16 protein-coding genes are annotated in these 15,853 nt (G+C 37.0%); 12 read left to right on the top strand and 4 right to left on the bottom strand.

The genetic code is table 11. From position 1 onward, the window contains the following. Positions 1–10 precede the first annotated feature (10 nt). The 3 genes from BGO88_RS14025 (at position 11) to BGO88_RS14015 (ending at position 2,592) form a co-directional block, all read left to right on the top strand. Complete coding sequence (locus tag BGO88_RS14025; RefSeq protein ID WP_286707285.1) at positions 11–583, top strand: toxin-antitoxin system YwqK family antitoxin; 573 nt, start codon at positions 11–13, stop codon at positions 581–583. A gap of 359 nt (positions 584–942) precedes the next feature. Continuing rightward, positions 943–1,644: a hypothetical protein gene (locus BGO88_RS14020; protein WP_286707284.1), complete on the top strand. Its 702-nt coding sequence runs from the start codon at positions 943–945 to the stop codon at positions 1,642–1,644. A 357-nt stretch (positions 1,645–2,001) separates the two neighbouring features. Continuing rightward, a complete protein-coding gene (locus BGO88_RS14015; protein WP_056066160.1) occupies positions 2,002–2,592 on the top strand; it encodes a glutathione peroxidase in 591 nt (196 codons plus the stop codon). A 57-nt stretch (positions 2,593–2,649) separates the two neighbouring features. Here BGO88_RS14015 and BGO88_RS14010 read toward each other — a convergent pair whose 3' ends face one another. After that, positions 2,650–3,150 (bottom strand): GNAT family N-acetyltransferase, encoded by a 501-nt coding sequence (locus tag BGO88_RS14010; RefSeq protein WP_286707283.1) that lies wholly within the window; start codon positions 3,148–3,150, stop codon positions 2,650–2,652. Between the two features lie 97 nt (positions 3,151–3,247). On the opposite strand from BGO88_RS14010, the gene menD reads away from it, so the two are divergent. The 3 genes from menD (at position 3,248) to ygiD (ending at position 6,815) form a co-directional block, all read left to right on the top strand. Then, the gene (gene menD, locus BGO88_RS14005) at positions 3,248–4,900 is read left to right on the top strand and encodes a 2-succinyl-5-enolpyruvyl-6-hydroxy-3-cyclohexene-1-carboxylic-acid synthase (protein WP_056066167.1); all 1,653 of its coding nucleotides are present in this window, start codon (positions 3,248–3,250) and stop codon (positions 4,898–4,900) included. Positions 4,901–4,976: 76 nt separating this feature from the next. Beyond that, entirely contained in the window at positions 4,977–5,810 is an 834-nt protein-coding gene (locus BGO88_RS14000) for a CvfB family protein (RefSeq protein WP_286707282.1), read from the top strand. 171 nt (positions 5,811–5,981) lie between these two features. Then, positions 5,982–6,815 carry a 4,5-DOPA-extradiol-dioxygenase gene (gene ygiD / locus BGO88_RS13995; RefSeq protein ID WP_056066730.1) on the top strand — a complete coding sequence of 278 codons (834 nt, stop codon included), beginning with the start codon at positions 5,982–5,984 and terminating at the stop codon, positions 6,813–6,815. On the opposite strand, the gene BGO88_RS13990 is transcribed toward ygiD, so the two are convergent. From BGO88_RS13990 to BGO88_RS13980, 3 genes are all read right to left on the bottom strand, one after another. Then, positions 6,816–8,042 carry a sterol desaturase family protein gene (locus BGO88_RS13990; RefSeq protein ID WP_286707281.1) on the bottom strand — a complete coding sequence of 409 codons (1,227 nt, stop codon included), beginning with the start codon at positions 8,040–8,042 and terminating at the stop codon, positions 6,816–6,818. It lies immediately after the preceding gene. A 245-nt stretch (positions 8,043–8,287) separates the two neighbouring features. Continuing rightward, positions 8,288–8,716, bottom strand: a complete 429-nt coding sequence (locus BGO88_RS13985) for a PH domain-containing protein (RefSeq protein ID WP_273238851.1) — start codon at positions 8,714–8,716, stop codon at positions 8,288–8,290. 74 nt (positions 8,717–8,790) lie between these two features. Beyond that, positions 8,791–9,900 (bottom strand): C1 family peptidase, encoded by a 1,110-nt coding sequence (locus tag BGO88_RS13980; RefSeq protein WP_056066182.1) that lies wholly within the window; start codon positions 9,898–9,900, stop codon positions 8,791–8,793. A gap of 69 nt (positions 9,901–9,969) precedes the next feature. On the opposite strand from BGO88_RS13980, the gene BGO88_RS13975 reads away from it, so the two are divergent. The 6 genes from BGO88_RS13975 to BGO88_RS13950 all read left to right on the top strand — a co-directional run bounded on the left by BGO88_RS13975 (position 9,970) and on the right by BGO88_RS13950 (position 15,849). After that, positions 9,970–10,809, top strand: coding sequence for a 1,4-dihydroxy-2-naphthoyl-CoA synthase (locus tag BGO88_RS13975; RefSeq protein WP_286707280.1), 840 nt, complete (start codon positions 9,970–9,972; stop codon positions 10,807–10,809). 45 nt (positions 10,810–10,854) lie between these two features. Then, positions 10,855–11,373, top strand: a complete 519-nt coding sequence (locus BGO88_RS13970; protein WP_056066188.1) for a PH domain-containing protein — start codon at positions 10,855–10,857, stop codon at positions 11,371–11,373. Next, positions 11,373–12,875 carry a PH domain-containing protein gene (locus BGO88_RS13965; protein WP_286707279.1) on the top strand — a complete coding sequence of 501 codons (1,503 nt, stop codon included), beginning with the start codon at positions 11,373–11,375 and terminating at the stop codon, positions 12,873–12,875. The genes BGO88_RS13970 and BGO88_RS13965 overlap by 1 nt, the downstream gene beginning before the upstream one ends. Before the next feature lie 43 nt (positions 12,876–12,918). Next, positions 12,919–13,866 (top strand): 1,4-dihydroxy-2-naphthoate octaprenyltransferase, encoded by a 948-nt coding sequence (gene menA / locus BGO88_RS13960; protein ID WP_286707278.1) that lies wholly within the window; start codon positions 12,919–12,921, stop codon positions 13,864–13,866. A gap of 11 nt (positions 13,867–13,877) precedes the next feature. Next, the gene (locus tag BGO88_RS13955) at positions 13,878–14,555 is read left to right on the top strand and encodes a metal-dependent hydrolase (RefSeq protein WP_056066198.1); all 678 of its coding nucleotides are present in this window, start codon (positions 13,878–13,880) and stop codon (positions 14,553–14,555) included. Positions 14,556–14,640: 85 nt separating this feature from the next. Then, a complete protein-coding gene (locus BGO88_RS13950; protein WP_286707277.1) occupies positions 14,641–15,849 on the top strand; it encodes a tetratricopeptide repeat protein in 1,209 nt (402 codons plus the stop codon). Positions 15,850–15,853: the final 4 nt, after the last annotated feature.

Below are 15,853 nucleotides of genomic sequence, written 5' to 3'. Positions count from 1 at the left end.
TCGATTTATTTTGCTGATACGTTTAAAGCAGTTTGTAACTGTTCTGATGGCGCTTTTATTTATTTCCTGTAATTCCACTAAAATGGTAAGCATCCAAAAGGAAGGCTACATTGAAACGGGAAAAATAAAAAACAATAAGAAAACAGGTAAATGGAAATACAGCTATGAAAATGGAAGGCTTTATCAGGTAGGGAGATTTAAAAATAATCTGGAAACCGGAAACTGGAAAGTATTTCATCCTAATGGTTTTTTAAGGCAAACGGGAAAGTTTAAAAACGGGAAGTTTGACGGTCTTTGGAAATTCTACCATGAAAATGGCATTTTATACGGATTAGGTAAGGCCGAAGAGGGAAATTTTCAGGGCGTTTGGAAATGGTTTTTCCCCAACGGGCAAATCCACACCATCAGAAGTTATGAAAACGGGAAGTTGGTTTCTGTAGATTTTGCCAAAAACTTTAAAGGAAATGATATCGACAAAGGAACTATTAAAAATGGCAACGGTACTTTAATCATATACGAAACCCAAGCTTTAAAAGATAGCATACTAGAAGTTTTAAGCTATAAAGACGGACAGATAAAATAATTATCCGAAACCTATACTCAACAATTCAAATATATTTATATTTCCCTTTTGCGGCTCTGCATCTGTGTTAAATAGTTGCTGGTAAAGCTTCAGCACCATAAGATTTTAAAGAAAAAGTTGTAGGAAATGAGTTTTTCCTCTTCTTTCATTTTGTATGGATTCTTCAAATTGGTCTAATCCATTTTGTTTGGGCTAAAATAAAAACTCATAACTCAAATTTCCCGGCAAAATCACTATTCTTTAATTTGGTGTTAGATTATCGATAGCTATCTTTTGTTAAATATAAAATCACGAAAGGGAGATATGTTTATTTTATAAAAAAAAGTTATATTTATTTTTTAATCTAAAACATATAAGCCGTGAAAAAAATTAGCGCCGCAATTCTATTAATTATTTTTTTAGGATTAACATCATGCCAAGAGGATCCACAAACTATTTCTGAAAACCCTAAAACTGCTTCAGAAAATTACCAACGTAAAATGTCAAAAGATGAAATGGAAATGACTGTTGACCCTTTCAATGATAAAGACAAAAACTATACTATTGTATATAATGAGATTAAAGATTATGAAAAAGAGCTTTCCTTTTTAACCGCCACTGTCACAACTTATAATTTTACCCATGTAAGAGTTTATGAATTTACAAATATTAAAGATGTAACCCAAAAAACTGCGGTTATTACGCTTATAGATAAATCGTATCTCTTATTCTATAAAGAAGAAAAAAATACATTAACTGTTACTAATAAAAAGGGTATAAAGATTTTTACGGCAGATTTAAAATCACAGGGTAAAAATTATATTGACTCTGGATTAGTTTCTGATTTGCAGAATACATTTGTAGGTATTCCTTATAGTAAGTGCGATTGTCATGGTGAAGAATCATCGTGTAATCATAAGTTCGATAGGATGGAAAATTGTGCAAAATATAAATTTTCCAAATGTTATGCTTGCGGAAATGATGTCTGTACACAAGACAATCGATGTGATATTGCAAGATCACTTACAGGTCCTGCATGGACACTAGGTTTAATAGCTGCTTGTTCTGTAGCACAATTATAAATGAAAAACATGAAGATAATCTTGATTTGGGGTATAGTTCAATTTATATTCTTAACTAGTACAACCATGTTATTTATAAATGGACATCAAAATTTAGCTGGTAATCTTTACATTGTATTTACTGTTCAATTTGTACTATTTATTGGATATGTGGTATATTTCGTATTAAAGAAAAAGTAAATCATGCCTAAAATATTCATAGGAGAGAAAAAATAACAAGGATTCAATTTCGAATCCTTGTTTTATAAACAAAAACCTATTTTATTGCATGTAGACTTTTCGACACTCATTTTTATTTAACAAAAGTTTAAACTAAAACAGTTTTCGAATTTTCTAATTTTATAAAAAATAAAAACGATGAAAAAATTAGCCTTCGCCTTTGCTTTATTGGGTTGTCTGGCATGTCAGCAGAACCAGGCACAGGAAAAAAACACAAAAACGGCAACACCAAAAAATAAAACAATGAGTAAAGAAACAATCTATCAGTTTAAGGTAAAGGATTTGGAAGGAAATGATTTTGATTTCGCTTCTTTGAAAGGGAAGAAGGTCTTAATTGTCAATACAGCTTCAAAATGCGGATTAACACCACAGTATAAAGATTTGCAGGCAATTTACGACCAATACAAAGATAAAGGTTTTGTTATTGTCGGTTTTCCTGCTAATAATTTCGCCTCACAGGAACCGGGAACGAATGAAGAAATAGGGGCTTTTTGTGAAAGAAATTATGGTGTGACTTTCCCGATGATGTCTAAAATTTCAGTTAAAGGAGATGATATGGATGCGGTTTATAAATTTCTGACCCAGAAATCTAAAAATGGCTTGCAGGATTCCGAAGTAGAATGGAATTTCCAAAAATACCTGATTAACGAAAAAGGAGAATTGGTAAAAGTAATATCGCCTAAAACACTACCAACCGACCCTGAAATTGTAAATTGGATTAAGGCTTAAAACCTTTTTGAACAAATAAAGAAAGGCTTTCAGAATCTCAGGTTTTGAAAGCCTTTCTTATTTCAGAAGCAATTGCATGAGCTGAACATCCAGCCATTTTTCAAATTTATAGCCGGCTTCTTTGAGAACACCTGCTTTTTCAAAGCCGAATTTTTCATGAAAGGCAATACTTCCGGCATTATCAGTATCAATAAGCCCGATTATGGTATGAAGTTTCTGTTTTTTAGCAACTTCAATTAATTCGGATAAAATTAGTTTTCCAATTCCTTTTCCTGAAAAACCTTCCCTGACATACACAGAATGTTCTACCGTAAATTTATAGCCTGCTTTTAGACGGAAACTGCCATAGGTTCCAAATCCCAATATTTTGTCATTTTCATCCGTTGCAACAATAACGGGAAAATTTTGCTGTCCTTTTTCCCTAAACCAATCCAATTGTTCATTTAAGGTTCTGACATCATAATCATAAATGGCCGTAGTGTTTAATATGGCATCATTCACAATTTCTAAAATAGCTTCTGTATCTTCAATTCTGGCAGTTCGGATATGGATTTCCATGTCATAATATTTTCACTTCCAAAGATAGAAAAACTTGTTAAGAATGAGCTGAAAGCCTTAGTATCTTTGTATCTTTGAGGCTTTGATACTATAAAGAATGATTTATCCTAAAATACCTTTAGCACAAAGCATAATTGAGATTTGCAGGACTAAAGGACTCACCGATATTGTAATCTCTCCAGGTTCACGAAATGCCCCGTTAACTATTGGTTTTGCCAGCAATCCGGACTTTAAATGCTATAGTATAGCCGATGAAAGATGTGCCGCTTTTTTTGCCTTGGGAATGGCACAGCAGACCAAAAAAGCAGTCGCGCTTGTCTGTACATCAGGCTCAGCCTTACTCAATTATTATCCGGCTATTGCAGAGGCTTTTTACAGCCAGATTCCTTTGGTTGTAATTTCAGCAGACAGGCCGTTGAGCAAGATTGATATTGGGGACGGGCAGACTATCCGGCAACAGAATGTTTATGCCAACCATATTATCTACAGCGCTAATCTGACGGAAGAAGCTTCTCAGGAAAATGACCTCAAAATTGCCGATGCAATAACTCTGGCTTTGGTTAAGAAAGGCCCTGTTCATATTAATGCTCCGTTTGAAGAGCCTTTATATGAAACCGTTTCTAAACCGGAAGTCACTCCGGTTATTTCTGAAACTACCTTTGAAAATCCAAACTCTGATGAAGATTTAACACCGTATATTTCACAATGGAATACGGCCAAAAAGAAATTGGTTTTGGTAGGAGTCAACGACCCGGACACAATTGATGAAGCGGTTATTAATCATTTGGCACAGGATTCTTCGGTAGTAGTCATGACCGAAACGACATCCAATTTGCACCATCCTAATTTTATAAACAATATTGATACTATAATCACACCTTTTACCGATGAGGATTTTAAAGATTTCCAGCCGGAAATTCTCCTGACATTTGGTGGAATGGTAGTGTCAAAAAGAATCAAGGCTTTTTTAAGGAAATACAGACCAAAAGCACACTGGCATATCGATACTTTACGGGCTTATGATACATTTGGTGCATTAACCAAGCATTTTATTGCTGAACCTAATGATTTCCTGAAGCAATTTTTATCGGAAACTGTTGTTGTGTCAGATTACAATAAGAAGGCACAAGAGTTAAAAGCAGCCAGAAAAGAAAAACACGATTTGTATGTTTCCAAAATACCATTTTCGGATTTTACGGTTTTTGATAAGATAATACCTGGCCTGCCCAAAAACAGCCAGTTGCAAATCAGTAACAGTTCGGCTATCCGTTATGCCCAATTAATTGATATTGACCCAAGTATTGCCGTTTTCTGTAATCGCGGCACAAGTGGTATAGATGGCAGTACCTCAACAGCAGTTGGCGCAGCACTGGCCAGCGGAAAAGAAACCATATTGATTACCGGTGACGTAAGCTTTTTTTATGACAGTAATGCCTTGTGGAATAATTATATCCCAAAGAATTTCAAAATTATCCTGCTCAATAATGGAGGAGGCGGTATTTTCAGGATTCTTCCCGGACATCAGGAAACACCTGTCTTTAATACTTATTTTGAAACTTCACATTGTCTGACAGGAGAACAGTTGGCAAAAATGTATCATTTTGATTATTTCTCTGCCAGTAATGAAACTGCTCTGGAAGATGGGCTTAAAGCATTTTATGCCAGTAAAAAACCGGTAATATTGGAAATTTTTACGCCTACTTTGGAAAACGACAAAATATTGCTGCAGTATTTTAAAGAACTGGTTTAAAAAAGGACAAGCAGGTTTTATAATAAAGATTGTACCTTTGTCCTCTGCAACTTAGAAACTTTGCAACTGAAAAGAAATGATTGAAATAGGAAAATACAATACGCTGACAATTGACAGGGACACGCAAGTCGGATTATTTTTAACCGATGGGAAAGAGGATGTCTTGCTACCCAATAAATATGTCCCGAAAGTATTTGAAATAGGAGAAGAAATAGAAGTTTTCGTATATCTTGACCACGAAGAAAGACCCGTAGCCACAACTTTAAGACCTTATATCCAGCTTAATGAATTTGCGCTTTTGAGAGTAAACTATACCAACCGTATAGGCGCTTTTATGGATTGGGGATTGGAAAAAGACATACTTGTTCCGTTTAAGGAACAGGCCCGCCCAATGGAAAAAGGAAAGCGTTATCTGGTTTTCCTATACATGGACGAAAAAACAAACCGATTGGTTGCTTCCAGCAAAACCAATCAGTTCTTAAATAATGAAGAGCTTACGGTTGAAGTAGGAGAAGAAGTCGACCTGATTGTTTCTCATATTACAGATTTGGGTATCAATGTTATTATCAACGAACAGCACAAAGGTTTAATCTATAAGGATGAAGTATATGATGACCGAATCAGGACCGGCGACCGTTTGCGTGGTTATATTAAGACCATTCGTCCGGGTAATAAAATTGATGTGGCTTTACAGAAACAGGGTTTTGATGCCGTTGAGCCCAATGCTGAAAAAATCATGGATGAGCTTCGTGCCAGCCGTGGTTTCCTTCGTCTGAACGACAACAGCCACCCGGAAGACATCAAAACGGTATTGAAAATGAGCAAAAAGACATTTAAAAAAGCAATAGGTGTATTGTATAAGCAAAAACTGATTGAAATAAAAGAAGACGGGATTTATCTTGTAAAGTAATTTATTGTTTTTTCTTTAAAATATAAAAGCCTCTTTTTGAGGCTTTTTTTGTGAAATTCTATTAACCTGAATTTAAGTTTTGTATAAAGAATATTTTATACATTTGTATATACAAATATTAAAGAATTGAAACGTTCGCATTTTATTCAAACAATAACAGGAGGAATAGTTATGGCATCATTACAGCCTTTTTACAATTGGACACAAGACTTAAACGAAGAAGACATAAAACATCCCGTACTATTCATAGGACACGGTTCACCAATGAATGGGATAGAAGACAATGAATTCTCCCAAAATTGGGCAAAAATGGGAAAGGAAATCCCAAAACCAAAAGCCGTTCTGGTCATTTCAGCCCATTGGCTAACACGTGGTACACACATTACAGCCATGAACAATCCAAAAACAATTCATGATTTTGGAGGCTTTCCACAGGCTTTGTTTGATGTACAGTATCCAGCGAAAGGTAGTCCGGAACTAGCGGCAGAAACAGCCAAACTGATTCATTCTACTAATGTTGGCCTTGACCATGATTGGGGACTCGACCACGGAACCTGGACTGTTGTGAGACATATGTATCCTGACGCAGACATTCCGGTATTGCAGTTGAGTATTGATTACAGCAAACCTGCCCAATACCATTACGACCTGGCAAAACAGATAGCCTTACTTCGCAAAAAAGGCGTACTAATTATCGGAAGCGGTAATATGGTGCACAACCTCCGAATGATTGACTGGAAAAAATTACGCGAACCGGAATATGGTTTTGATTGGGCCATAGAAATGAACGATATTTTTAAACAGAAAATCGAGAATAGAGACCACAAAGCCCTGATTGATTACGAAAACCTCAGCAAGGCATCAAAACTGGCAATTCCAACGCCAGACCATTATTATCCGATGCTGTATTCGCTTGCCTTACAGGACAATCAGGAAGATACCGTTTTCTTTAATGACAAGCTGGTGGGCGGTTCCTTAAATATGACATCAGTAAAAATTGGCTGATTATCTTTTTGCGCTTTCCATTTGCAGTACCAGATTTTGATATTTTCGGCTTAGGGAGAACATTTTCTCAGCCGCTATCATGATAATGACCGGAATCAGGAAATATTCAGCAAGATTTTCAATATAAAGGAAATAGGTAGAAAGGATAAAAAGCCTTGAATATTCCAAATAATAAATCCATTTGCGTTGTTCCAGCAAAGCCCCACAGTTAATTAGTGTAATTATAATAAAGGAAAGCCCGAAAATCTTATCATAAAACCCAAGACTTCCAAAATAATAGGTAAATACGGTCAGTATAAGCGTACTCACGGCAAGCTGTATGTATAAATAATTTCGGAACTTGAGTCGGTGGCTTCTATCGGTTTTGTCTTGCAGGAACCGTTTTTCCAGCATTGGACGAATGTCCTGGTCCATAGCAGCAGGACTGCCAAAAACAGCATCCCATCTTGCCTTAAAACCTTTGGAACGTTTCCATAACTCATATATTTCAAAATAATAATGGAAATGCTGCCATAGAAAGCTGTAGCTTTTCAGCGGATGCGTCAAACCGTACTTTGGTTTTTCTTCTTCTTCCTGAAAAGTTCCAAACATTCGGTCCCAAAAAGTAAACATATCGCCATAATTTTTATCAAGGTATTTTTCATCCGAAGCATGATGCACACCGTGAACCGATGGCGTTACGAACACATACTCCAGCCATTTTATACGTCCGATGACCTGCGTATGAGTAAAAAAAGAATATGCACCATGAACCAGTAACATCGTAATTACCATCTTGGGATGGAAACCTAGAAAAGGCAGTATGCACCAGAATCCTGTCCTGATGATAGCCTGAAAGGTCGTAATTCTGGCAGCAGCCGTAAAATTGAATTCCTCGCTGTGGTGGTGGACAATATGTGCGGCCCAAAAGAAGTTTACTTCATGTCCGAGCCTGTGATACCAATACCAGACAAAATCGGTTGCAAGAATAAGCCCTATCCAAATCCAGAAATTACCGGGAATGTCAAAAATTCGGTAATGCTCATAAATATAATAGAAAAGCTGGTAAAAGCTTGCCGCTATAAAAAGATTAATCAGTCGTTCTGCCAGGCCAATACTAATATTAGAAACAGAACTTTCATAATTGAATATTTCCGGACGCTTTTTGCGTTGTGCTAATTTATATTCTAAATAGACGAAAAGGAAAAAAGCAGGCATTGCAAATGCCAGAAAATTAATGTTTTCCATACCTCATTATATTTTTAGTGGACTTTATAAAAAGCTCATTATTAGAGCTTTTGTATGATAAAGTTATCAAAAAAATATAGAGGAAAGGCTAGGCGACTTATCAACCGCTGTTCATAAATTTCCGGAATTCGGCAACATTTTATTGAAACGAAAACAATAAGAAAGATTTATTGAATACTCGATAAAATAAACTTTTCAAAATTGCCGATTGCATAATTTTCAAAGAGTAAAATTTAACAGTTTTTCTACTCGATTTCGATGTGCGGATTGATTTCTAACAAGGCATCAATGAATTCCTGCTTTCGTTTCGGCGAAATATAAATATCGTCAAATTTGCCGTATTTGATGATAAGTCCTTTGCTACCCAAAGCAGGTTTAAGCGTTGATTGTACAAACCACTTTTTTTGGTGGACTATTGCATTGATTTTGTAAATATCAATTTTTCCGCGAATAGGTCCTGATGTATAATGAAGGAATGAATTCTTGATGACATATTTGGTGTCCAAAAGAATCCATAGAATAAGAAGGGCACAAAGTGAAACTATGATAATAGGGATAAACATTTCACCCCAGATTTGATTGGGTGTAAAAAAAGGGGTGGCGATTAAAAAGAGAACAATCAGCCACAGCATAGTGACCGTAGGAATATGATGGTCTGAATAAAATTTTTTCATCTTTAAATTTAAGAAAATAGTTCAAACAAAAAAATCGGGATTAGAAAATCCCGACTTATTATTTTATGGAAACGTTAGACGCCTAATTCTTTTTTGGTTTTCTTCAAAAGTCCATCCTTGTGCAATAGTACAGAAATGGCTTTTAATCTTAGGTAAGGAACGCTCATGTAAATATAACCGTCATTTCCAAGATTCTTTGAGCCCCATGAATTTTTTACCTTGTAATAGATATTGCCTTTTTGGTCTTTTACTTTACCAACAATATGCATCAGGTGGTCGTCTGTAGTATTGAAGTTTTCAAATTCCTGCTGGCGGAATTCAGGAGTGATATTCTTTTCCGGCTTAATTTCAGTAAGAATCGTCTTTTCATCCGCTTCGTTTTCCGGGATTACAGCAATTCCATTTTTTCCGGAAAAGGTTTTTTCACTTACATCGGCATCCAAAGCCAGCGTGTATCCCTTGTCTAAAGCGTTATCAACGTTTTGTACAAACTCGTCAAGAGGCATGTTGTAAAAGCTTCCGTTAGAAAAATTGTCAGGGATATCCAGAATAAAAGTCTTGTAGTAAGGCTCGTTGGTGAAGGAAGTGATTGTCACATAATCTTTCAGATTTAGTTTGGTCATTTCCAGGAAGCTCTTTGGCGTATATTTTTTTCCGTCGTAAGTAAACTCGGTTACGTTGGCTCCCATATATTTGTCCAATATGGCTTCTACTTCAGTTTTCCATTTCGGATCCAGTTTTTTGGAAGGGTCGGCATATTTTTTCAGCAAATCTTCCAGTTCTTTAGCCATTTTAGAATGATCGTGCTTGGTTGCATTTCCTACCAAACCGGAATAGGCTGTCAGAGGCACAATACCAAATTGCATAGCGCTATTGATAACATCATGGTTTAGACCACCTTCGCCAAATTGTGCTTTTCCCTGACGCATTACATAATTCCATGCCTTTTTAGGATAAGTATTGCGAACATTGTACATTTCAGAAAGATCGATCTTCCTGCCTGTTGTTCTGATAATTTCAGCTTCTAAGAAAGAAGTAGAAGAAAAGCTCCAGCAGGTTCCGGTAATGTCCTGAGAAATCACAGGAGTCGCTTCTATATCTTTAATGGTTTGGAACTCATACTTTTGAGAATATGCTGAAAAAGCAAATGCAAGCAAAGCAATAGGTAAGAAAGTCTGTCTCATTTAGATTTTAATTTTTGTTATTCGTAGTCTGTAAAAAATGATTTATTTTTACGCTAAAATAGTATAAAAATGAGTTCAATAAACTGGGAAACTGTTAAAGATTTTGAAGATATAACCTATAAGAAGTCCAATGGCGTTGCCAGGATAGCTTTTAACCGTCCGGATGTAAGGAACGCTTTCCGTCCAAAAACGACAAGCGAACTCTATCAGGCTTTTTACGACGCACAGGAAGATACCTCCATTGGTGTTGTCCTGTTATCTGCTGAAGGACCATCTTCCAAAGATGGTATATATTCCTTTTGCAGTGGTGGTGACCAAAAGGCGAGAGGACATCAGGGCTATGTGGGCGATGACGGAATGCACCGCCTTAATATTTTGGAAGTGCAGCGTTTAATCCGCTTCATGCCAAAAGTAGTCATTGCAGTAGTTCCGGGATGGGCCGTTGGAGGCGGACATAGCCTTCATGTGGTTTGCGACCTGACATTGGCAAGCAAAGAACATGCTATTTTTAAACAGACGGATGCAGATGTAACAAGTTTTGACGGAGGTTATGGCTCGGCATATCTTGCAAAAATGGTTGGACAGAAAAAAGCAAGGGAAATTTTCTTTCTAGGAAGAAATTATTCGGCACAGGAAGCTTTTGATATGGGAATGGTCAATGCTGTAATCCCTCATGCTGAATTAGAAGATACGGCTTACGAATGGGCTCAGGAAATTTTGGCCAAATCGCCAACTTCTATAAAAATGCTGAAATTTGCCATGAACCTTACAGATGATGGAATGGTCGGACAGCAGGTTTTTGCAGGAGAAGCAACGCGTTTGGCATATATGACAGACGAAGCCAAAGAAGGAAGAAATGCTTTCCTGGAAAAAAGAAAACCAAACTTCGAAAAGAAATATTTGCCATAGACCCACAAACAATAGCATCCTAACTTATAGAAACCCCTAACTGCGATGGAATTTACAAATGAAACCATTGACATAAACCAGCTTCCAAAATTTGAGGAAGTGCACTTTTCGCCACTGAATAAGAATTATATCAAGGTAGTCTACATCAATATTGCGATTGTTTTATTGATTATAGCTATTGGAATTGGTGTACTGATTTATTTCAATGAAGATTTTCAGAATACTCAGACCTATCTGGTTTTTGGAATTTCATATGCGGTTTTTGCGCTGATTTTATATTTCAGTTCGGTTATGGCTGTGAAAAGACGTGCTTTTGCTTTAAGAGATAAGGATATCCTTTACAAAAGAGGTTTGCTTTCAACCACAACCACCATAATGCCTTTCAACAGGATTCAGCATGTAGCAATGCATGAGGGTGCTTTTTCCAGAATATATAAACTGGCACAGATTCAGATATTTACGGCAGGTGGAAACACCAGTGACGTGAAAATTTCCGGAATTGAAAAAGAAAAGGCAGAAAGCATTAAGGAACTGCTGATGCAAAAAATCCAAAACCACATCTGATGAGGCTTGATTTTACTACCCCGCAACGGCAATCGGTTACGGGAATCATAGTCATGTTTGCCGACACTTTTCAGAGCATTGTTCGCCAATTTTGGGTTCTTTTGTTGGTTATTTTATTCAAGCTTAAAGAAGATCAATATTTGGTTGTTGGACTTGGTTTTTTAGGATTGGTGCTGCTTACCTTAGTTATTGGCTATTTGAAATACAGGAATTTCACTTTCTATCTGGACGAAGAAAAGCAGGAGTTTGTATTGAGAAAAGGTGTTATCAGCAAAAGCAGAATCAGCATTCAGCTTTCCAAAATCCAGCAGGTTGACATCAATCAGTCCATAATCCAAAAAATAATTGGTGTCTATAGCCTGGATATTGATACGGCAGGAACCGATAAAAAAGAAATCAGCATTCGGGCAATCGACCAAAGATTGGCATTGCTACTGAAAGAAAAATTACTTGATTATGGCAATAAGGATGAAGAAGCACTTGACGATAATCAAGAAGTAATTAAAGAGTCAAAAACCTTTCTTAAAATAAGTTACAACACGTTATTTAAAGTAGGAATTACATCCAATTACGGGCGGACCATAGCGCTTTTAGTAACTTTTGTCATTACACTTTATCAAAGTTTTAAAGATGCGATTAATGCGTTTGAAATTGACGAGAAAGAGGTAGATACCGTTTTTGAAAGAGGAGCAGGTTTCTTTTCTGCCGGAATTTTAATTTTCGGATTGTTGGTTTTGGTATTGCTTATCAATATTGTCCGAATCTTTATCAAGCATTTTGATTTTGTAATGATTAAGCAGAAACAGTCACTGGTCATTACATCCGGGTTGTTTGCAAAGAAGAATACGTTGCTCAATCCTGATAAAGTCCAGATTACATCCTATAGCCAGAATTATTTCCAGAAAAAATTCCGTATTCTGGACATGAACATGAAACAGGCTTCGAGCGATGAGGTAAAGGAACAGAAGAAAAAAAGCAATGCGATTGAGGTGCCGGGCTGTAATACAGAAGAAAGGGATGAAATCCTTAGAATTATCCTCGGAAAAATTCCTCAAAAGGGAAACCAATACCGCTCCAATTTTCGCTACCTGATTTTCAGAACATTTTCTGCTGTTGCTTTTCTGACCGTTATTTTAACCCTTTTGCATTATGCAGAAATTGGAAATATGGACCTGTATATTCCGCTTGTTTTTGTATATTTATGTCTTATAAGCAGCCTGATTTATTTCGGTTATAGAAACCATGCACTGTATGTAAATCAGGACTTTATCATAAAAAGACACGGAGCCTGGGATGTGGAACACGAGATTATAGAGCCGCATAAAATCCAGGCGATTACTGCCAAACAATATTTTTGGCATAAAAGTGCCGATGTGGGGCACCTGATTTTGCATACGGCTGCAGGTGACGTAGACTTTAGATTTGGAGATTATACGCATATAAAACAATTGGTCAACTATTGGCTGTATCAGGTGGAGACATCCGAAAAGAACTGGATGTAGCTTTGCCTGAAAAAGAAACACTATTTACGAATAAACACTAAAAATGAAACATTGGGTAGAAGCAGCACGTCTGCGAACATTGCCACTTTCGGTATCAGGAATTATTGTGGGGAGTATGTATGCTTTGGCATATCCGACAGCCAATGTGCTGACGCCGACCGAAGTTTTTAACTGGCAGCTATTTGGCTTTGCCATCCTGACAACACTGGGACTTCAGGTACTTTCCAATTTTGCGAATGATTATGGTGACGGAATCAAAGGAACCGATAATGAAGACCGGATTGGTCCGAAACGGGCAATCCAAAGCGGCGTAATTTCGCCGCAAGCCATGAAACGGGCCATTATCATTACTTCTGTACTGACTTTTATTTCAGCCGTTTTGCTGATTTATTTCGCGTTTGGCGAAACGAATATAGGTTACTCGATTTTCTTTTTAATATTAGGCCTTCTGGCTATTGCCTCGGCTATCCGATATACAATTGGGAATACGGCTTATGGCTATCGTGGTTATGGTGACCTTTTTGTTTTTGTGTTTTTCGGGTTGGTGAGTACGCTGGGTGTTAACTTTTTATATTCTAAAGAGTTAGACTATAAACTTTTCCTTCCGGCTATAGCGATAGGTTTTTTGAGTGTAGGAGTACTAAACCTTAACAACATGAGAGACGAAGAATCGGATAGAAAATCAGGTAAAAACACTATTGTGGTGAAAATTGGCGGAGCAAAAGCAAAAAAATACCATTATTTTCTGGTAATCTCTGCCATGATTTTGGTGCTTGTTTTTGCGGTGTTGAATAATTTCCAGTTTGACCAGTATATTTTCGTCGTGGCTTATTTCCCATTAATCAGCCATTTGATAACGGTGTATAAAAATAAAGACCCTAAAAAATTAGACCCGGAATTAAAAAAACTGGCTATCAGTACTTTTCTTTTGTCAGTACTGCTTTCATTATGCCTGATTTTTTTCCTTTCAGATATTATTGTAAATAATTAAAATAAAAAACTATGAAAATTACATTCTACGGACACGCAAGCCTCGGTATCGAAGTAGGAGGCAAAAATATCATTGTAGACCCTTATATAACTGCAAATGAGTTGGCAAGCCATATCAATATTGAGGAACTTAAAGCCGATTATATTTTAGTGACGCATGCACACGGTGACCACGTACTCGATGTAGAGGCTATTGCCAGGCGTACTGGGGCAACCATTGTTTCAAATGCAGAAATCGCATGGTATTTTGAAGCAAAAGGACTAAAAAGCCATCCAATGAACCATGGCGGAAGCTGGAAATTTGATTTCGGAACTGTAAAATATGTGAACGCCATTCATTCCAGTTCGTTTAATGATGGCAAATATGGCGGGAATCCTGGCGGTTTTGTGATTGAAGGCGAACATAAGAATATTTATATTGCCGGCGATACTGCCCTGACTTTTGACATGAAGCTCATTCCATTAAGAACCAAGCTTGACTTGGCTATTTTTCCGATAGGAAACAATTTCACAATGGATGTTGAAGATGCCATTATTGCTTCTGATTTTGTGGAATGCGATAAGATTTTAGGTTGCCATTATGATACTTTCGGTTATATCAAAATCGATAAGGAAGAAGCCAAAAAGAAATTTTTTGACAGAGGAAAAGACCTGATGCTATTGGAAATCGGGGATTCCATCGATATTTAATACAAATAAAAAAGTAAGGAAAAAGGATTTGTAGTCCTTTTTCTTTTTTTATGCTCTGGGAGCAGCTAATGAATTATTTGCAAAAATGCTTACACGAAAAATTACGTTTCTTTTGTTTTTGGTTTTAGCCCAATCTGCTTTCTCACAGCAAGATGGCTATTGGGATAAAGAGCGCGCTACAACAAAAGAAATCATTGTCTCGGCCGGAGAAAAGATAACGGTAAAGACGGAAGACCTGCCAATGGGCACAACAGAAATTGTTTACAGGATTACAATTCTGGATGAAAACCAGCAAATGGCAAACAGTCTTAGTTCGCTCTTAAAAGCAATACCGGACCCAAGCGGTATTAGTCAGGGTGCTGCCGGTGCTGTGTTTCTGACTTCTAAGATTTCCGGTGATGATAAATGCAAATACGGAATATTTTCAAGCAATGCCTTTGCAAAAGAGTATAAAGAGAAAGGGAAAACAGACAATGCATGCCTTTTTCAGAATAGTCCGGTAAATAAAGAAGCCAGACGACTTTCTATAGACAAATCTTCCTGTTTAAAAACAGGGCAGGAGTACTTGTGGTTTGGCTTTGAAAGTATGAACTGGATTATGAAACAGAAAATAGTCCTTGAAATCGTGCCATGGGTTGATAATAAGCTGAACCGGGGCTGGACATTGGAAAACAGGCAGACAATTATCAGGCAGATAAAGGCTTCTGACCTGGCTAAGAAAATGCTGAATGCAGATGATTTCTCGCTTTGCATTCTCGAAAAAATGCAGAAGCGCTATAAATTCCAGGAATTCCAGAATCTTTTGGCAATTGAGAAAAACAAAGCCTTTAAGGATTTTGGCAATGCCTGTCTTTTGGAAAAACCGGCAAACAAATCGATACTGACTGCCATAAGACTGGATGCGATGCAGTATTTTAAAAACAGGAAATACGAACAGGCAATTGATTTGTTACAGACCGGGATTATGGAGAACGGAAATGCCTCCGTATTGGATTATAACGCTTTGGGACAGTATTATTTGTATTCCAAACAGTTTGACAAAGCCTTGAAGGCTTTAAAAGAGGGAGAAAGCAAGGATGAGTCGGAATTGCTTATTCAATTGAATATGGCGCATGTATATTTGCTGAAAGGCGATTACAAAAAGGCAAAAGAAATCCATAAAAAATACAGAGGGCAAAACGTTACTCCAACCTTGTCGTGGAAAGCCAGGACCCAATTTGATTTTGATGACCTGAGAAAGGCAGGATTTGTAAGTGATGATTTTGACAGGATTTTAAAACTGCTTGAAGAATAAACAG

The organism is Flavobacterium sp. 38-13 (genome assembly GCF_001899155.1).
In the GTDB taxonomy this organism is placed as follows: Bacteria; Bacteroidota; Bacteroidia; order Flavobacteriales; family Flavobacteriaceae; genus Flavobacterium; species Flavobacterium lindanitolerans.
This window is presented reverse-complemented; position numbering and strand designations above follow the sequence as displayed.

Excerpts from the sequence above, each read along its gene's own strand:
- menA (WP_286707278.1), top strand. The coding sequence starts at position 12,919 with ATGAAACATTGGGTAGAAGCAGCACGTCTGCGAACATTGCCACTTTCG.
- BGO88_RS14015 (WP_056066160.1), top strand. The coding sequence starts at position 2,002 with ATGAAAAAATTAGCCTTCGCCTTTGCTTTATTGGGTTGTCTGGCATGT.
- BGO88_RS13965 (WP_286707279.1), top strand. The coding sequence starts at position 11,373 with ATGAGGCTTGATTTTACTACCCCGCAACGGCAATCGGTTACGGGAATC.
- ygiD (WP_056066730.1), top strand. The coding sequence starts at position 5,982 with ATGGCATCATTACAGCCTTTTTACAATTGGACACAAGACTTAAACGAA.
- BGO88_RS13955 (WP_056066198.1), top strand. The coding sequence starts at position 13,878 with ATGAAAATTACATTCTACGGACACGCAAGCCTCGGTATCGAAGTAGGA.
- BGO88_RS14010 (WP_286707283.1), bottom strand. The coding sequence starts at position 3,150 with ATGGAAATCCATATCCGAACTGCCAGAATTGAAGATACAGAAGCTATT.
- menD (WP_056066167.1), top strand. The coding sequence starts at position 3,248 with ATGATTTATCCTAAAATACCTTTAGCACAAAGCATAATTGAGATTTGC.
- BGO88_RS13980 (WP_056066182.1), bottom strand. The coding sequence starts at position 9,900 with ATGAGACAGACTTTCTTACCTATTGCTTTGCTTGCATTTGCTTTTTCA.
- BGO88_RS13985 (WP_273238851.1), bottom strand. The coding sequence starts at position 8,716 with ATGAAAAAATTTTATTCAGACCATCATATTCCTACGGTCACTATGCTG.
- BGO88_RS13975 (WP_286707280.1), top strand. The coding sequence starts at position 9,970 with ATGAGTTCAATAAACTGGGAAACTGTTAAAGATTTTGAAGATATAACC.
- BGO88_RS13990 (WP_286707281.1), bottom strand. The coding sequence starts at position 8,042 with ATGGAAAACATTAATTTTCTGGCATTTGCAATGCCTGCTTTTTTCCTT.
- BGO88_RS13950 (WP_286707277.1), top strand. The coding sequence starts at position 14,641 with ATGCTTACACGAAAAATTACGTTTCTTTTGTTTTTGGTTTTAGCCCAA.
- BGO88_RS13970 (WP_056066188.1), top strand. The coding sequence starts at position 10,855 with ATGGAATTTACAAATGAAACCATTGACATAAACCAGCTTCCAAAATTT.
- BGO88_RS14000 (WP_286707282.1), top strand. The coding sequence starts at position 4,977 with ATGATTGAAATAGGAAAATACAATACGCTGACAATTGACAGGGACACG.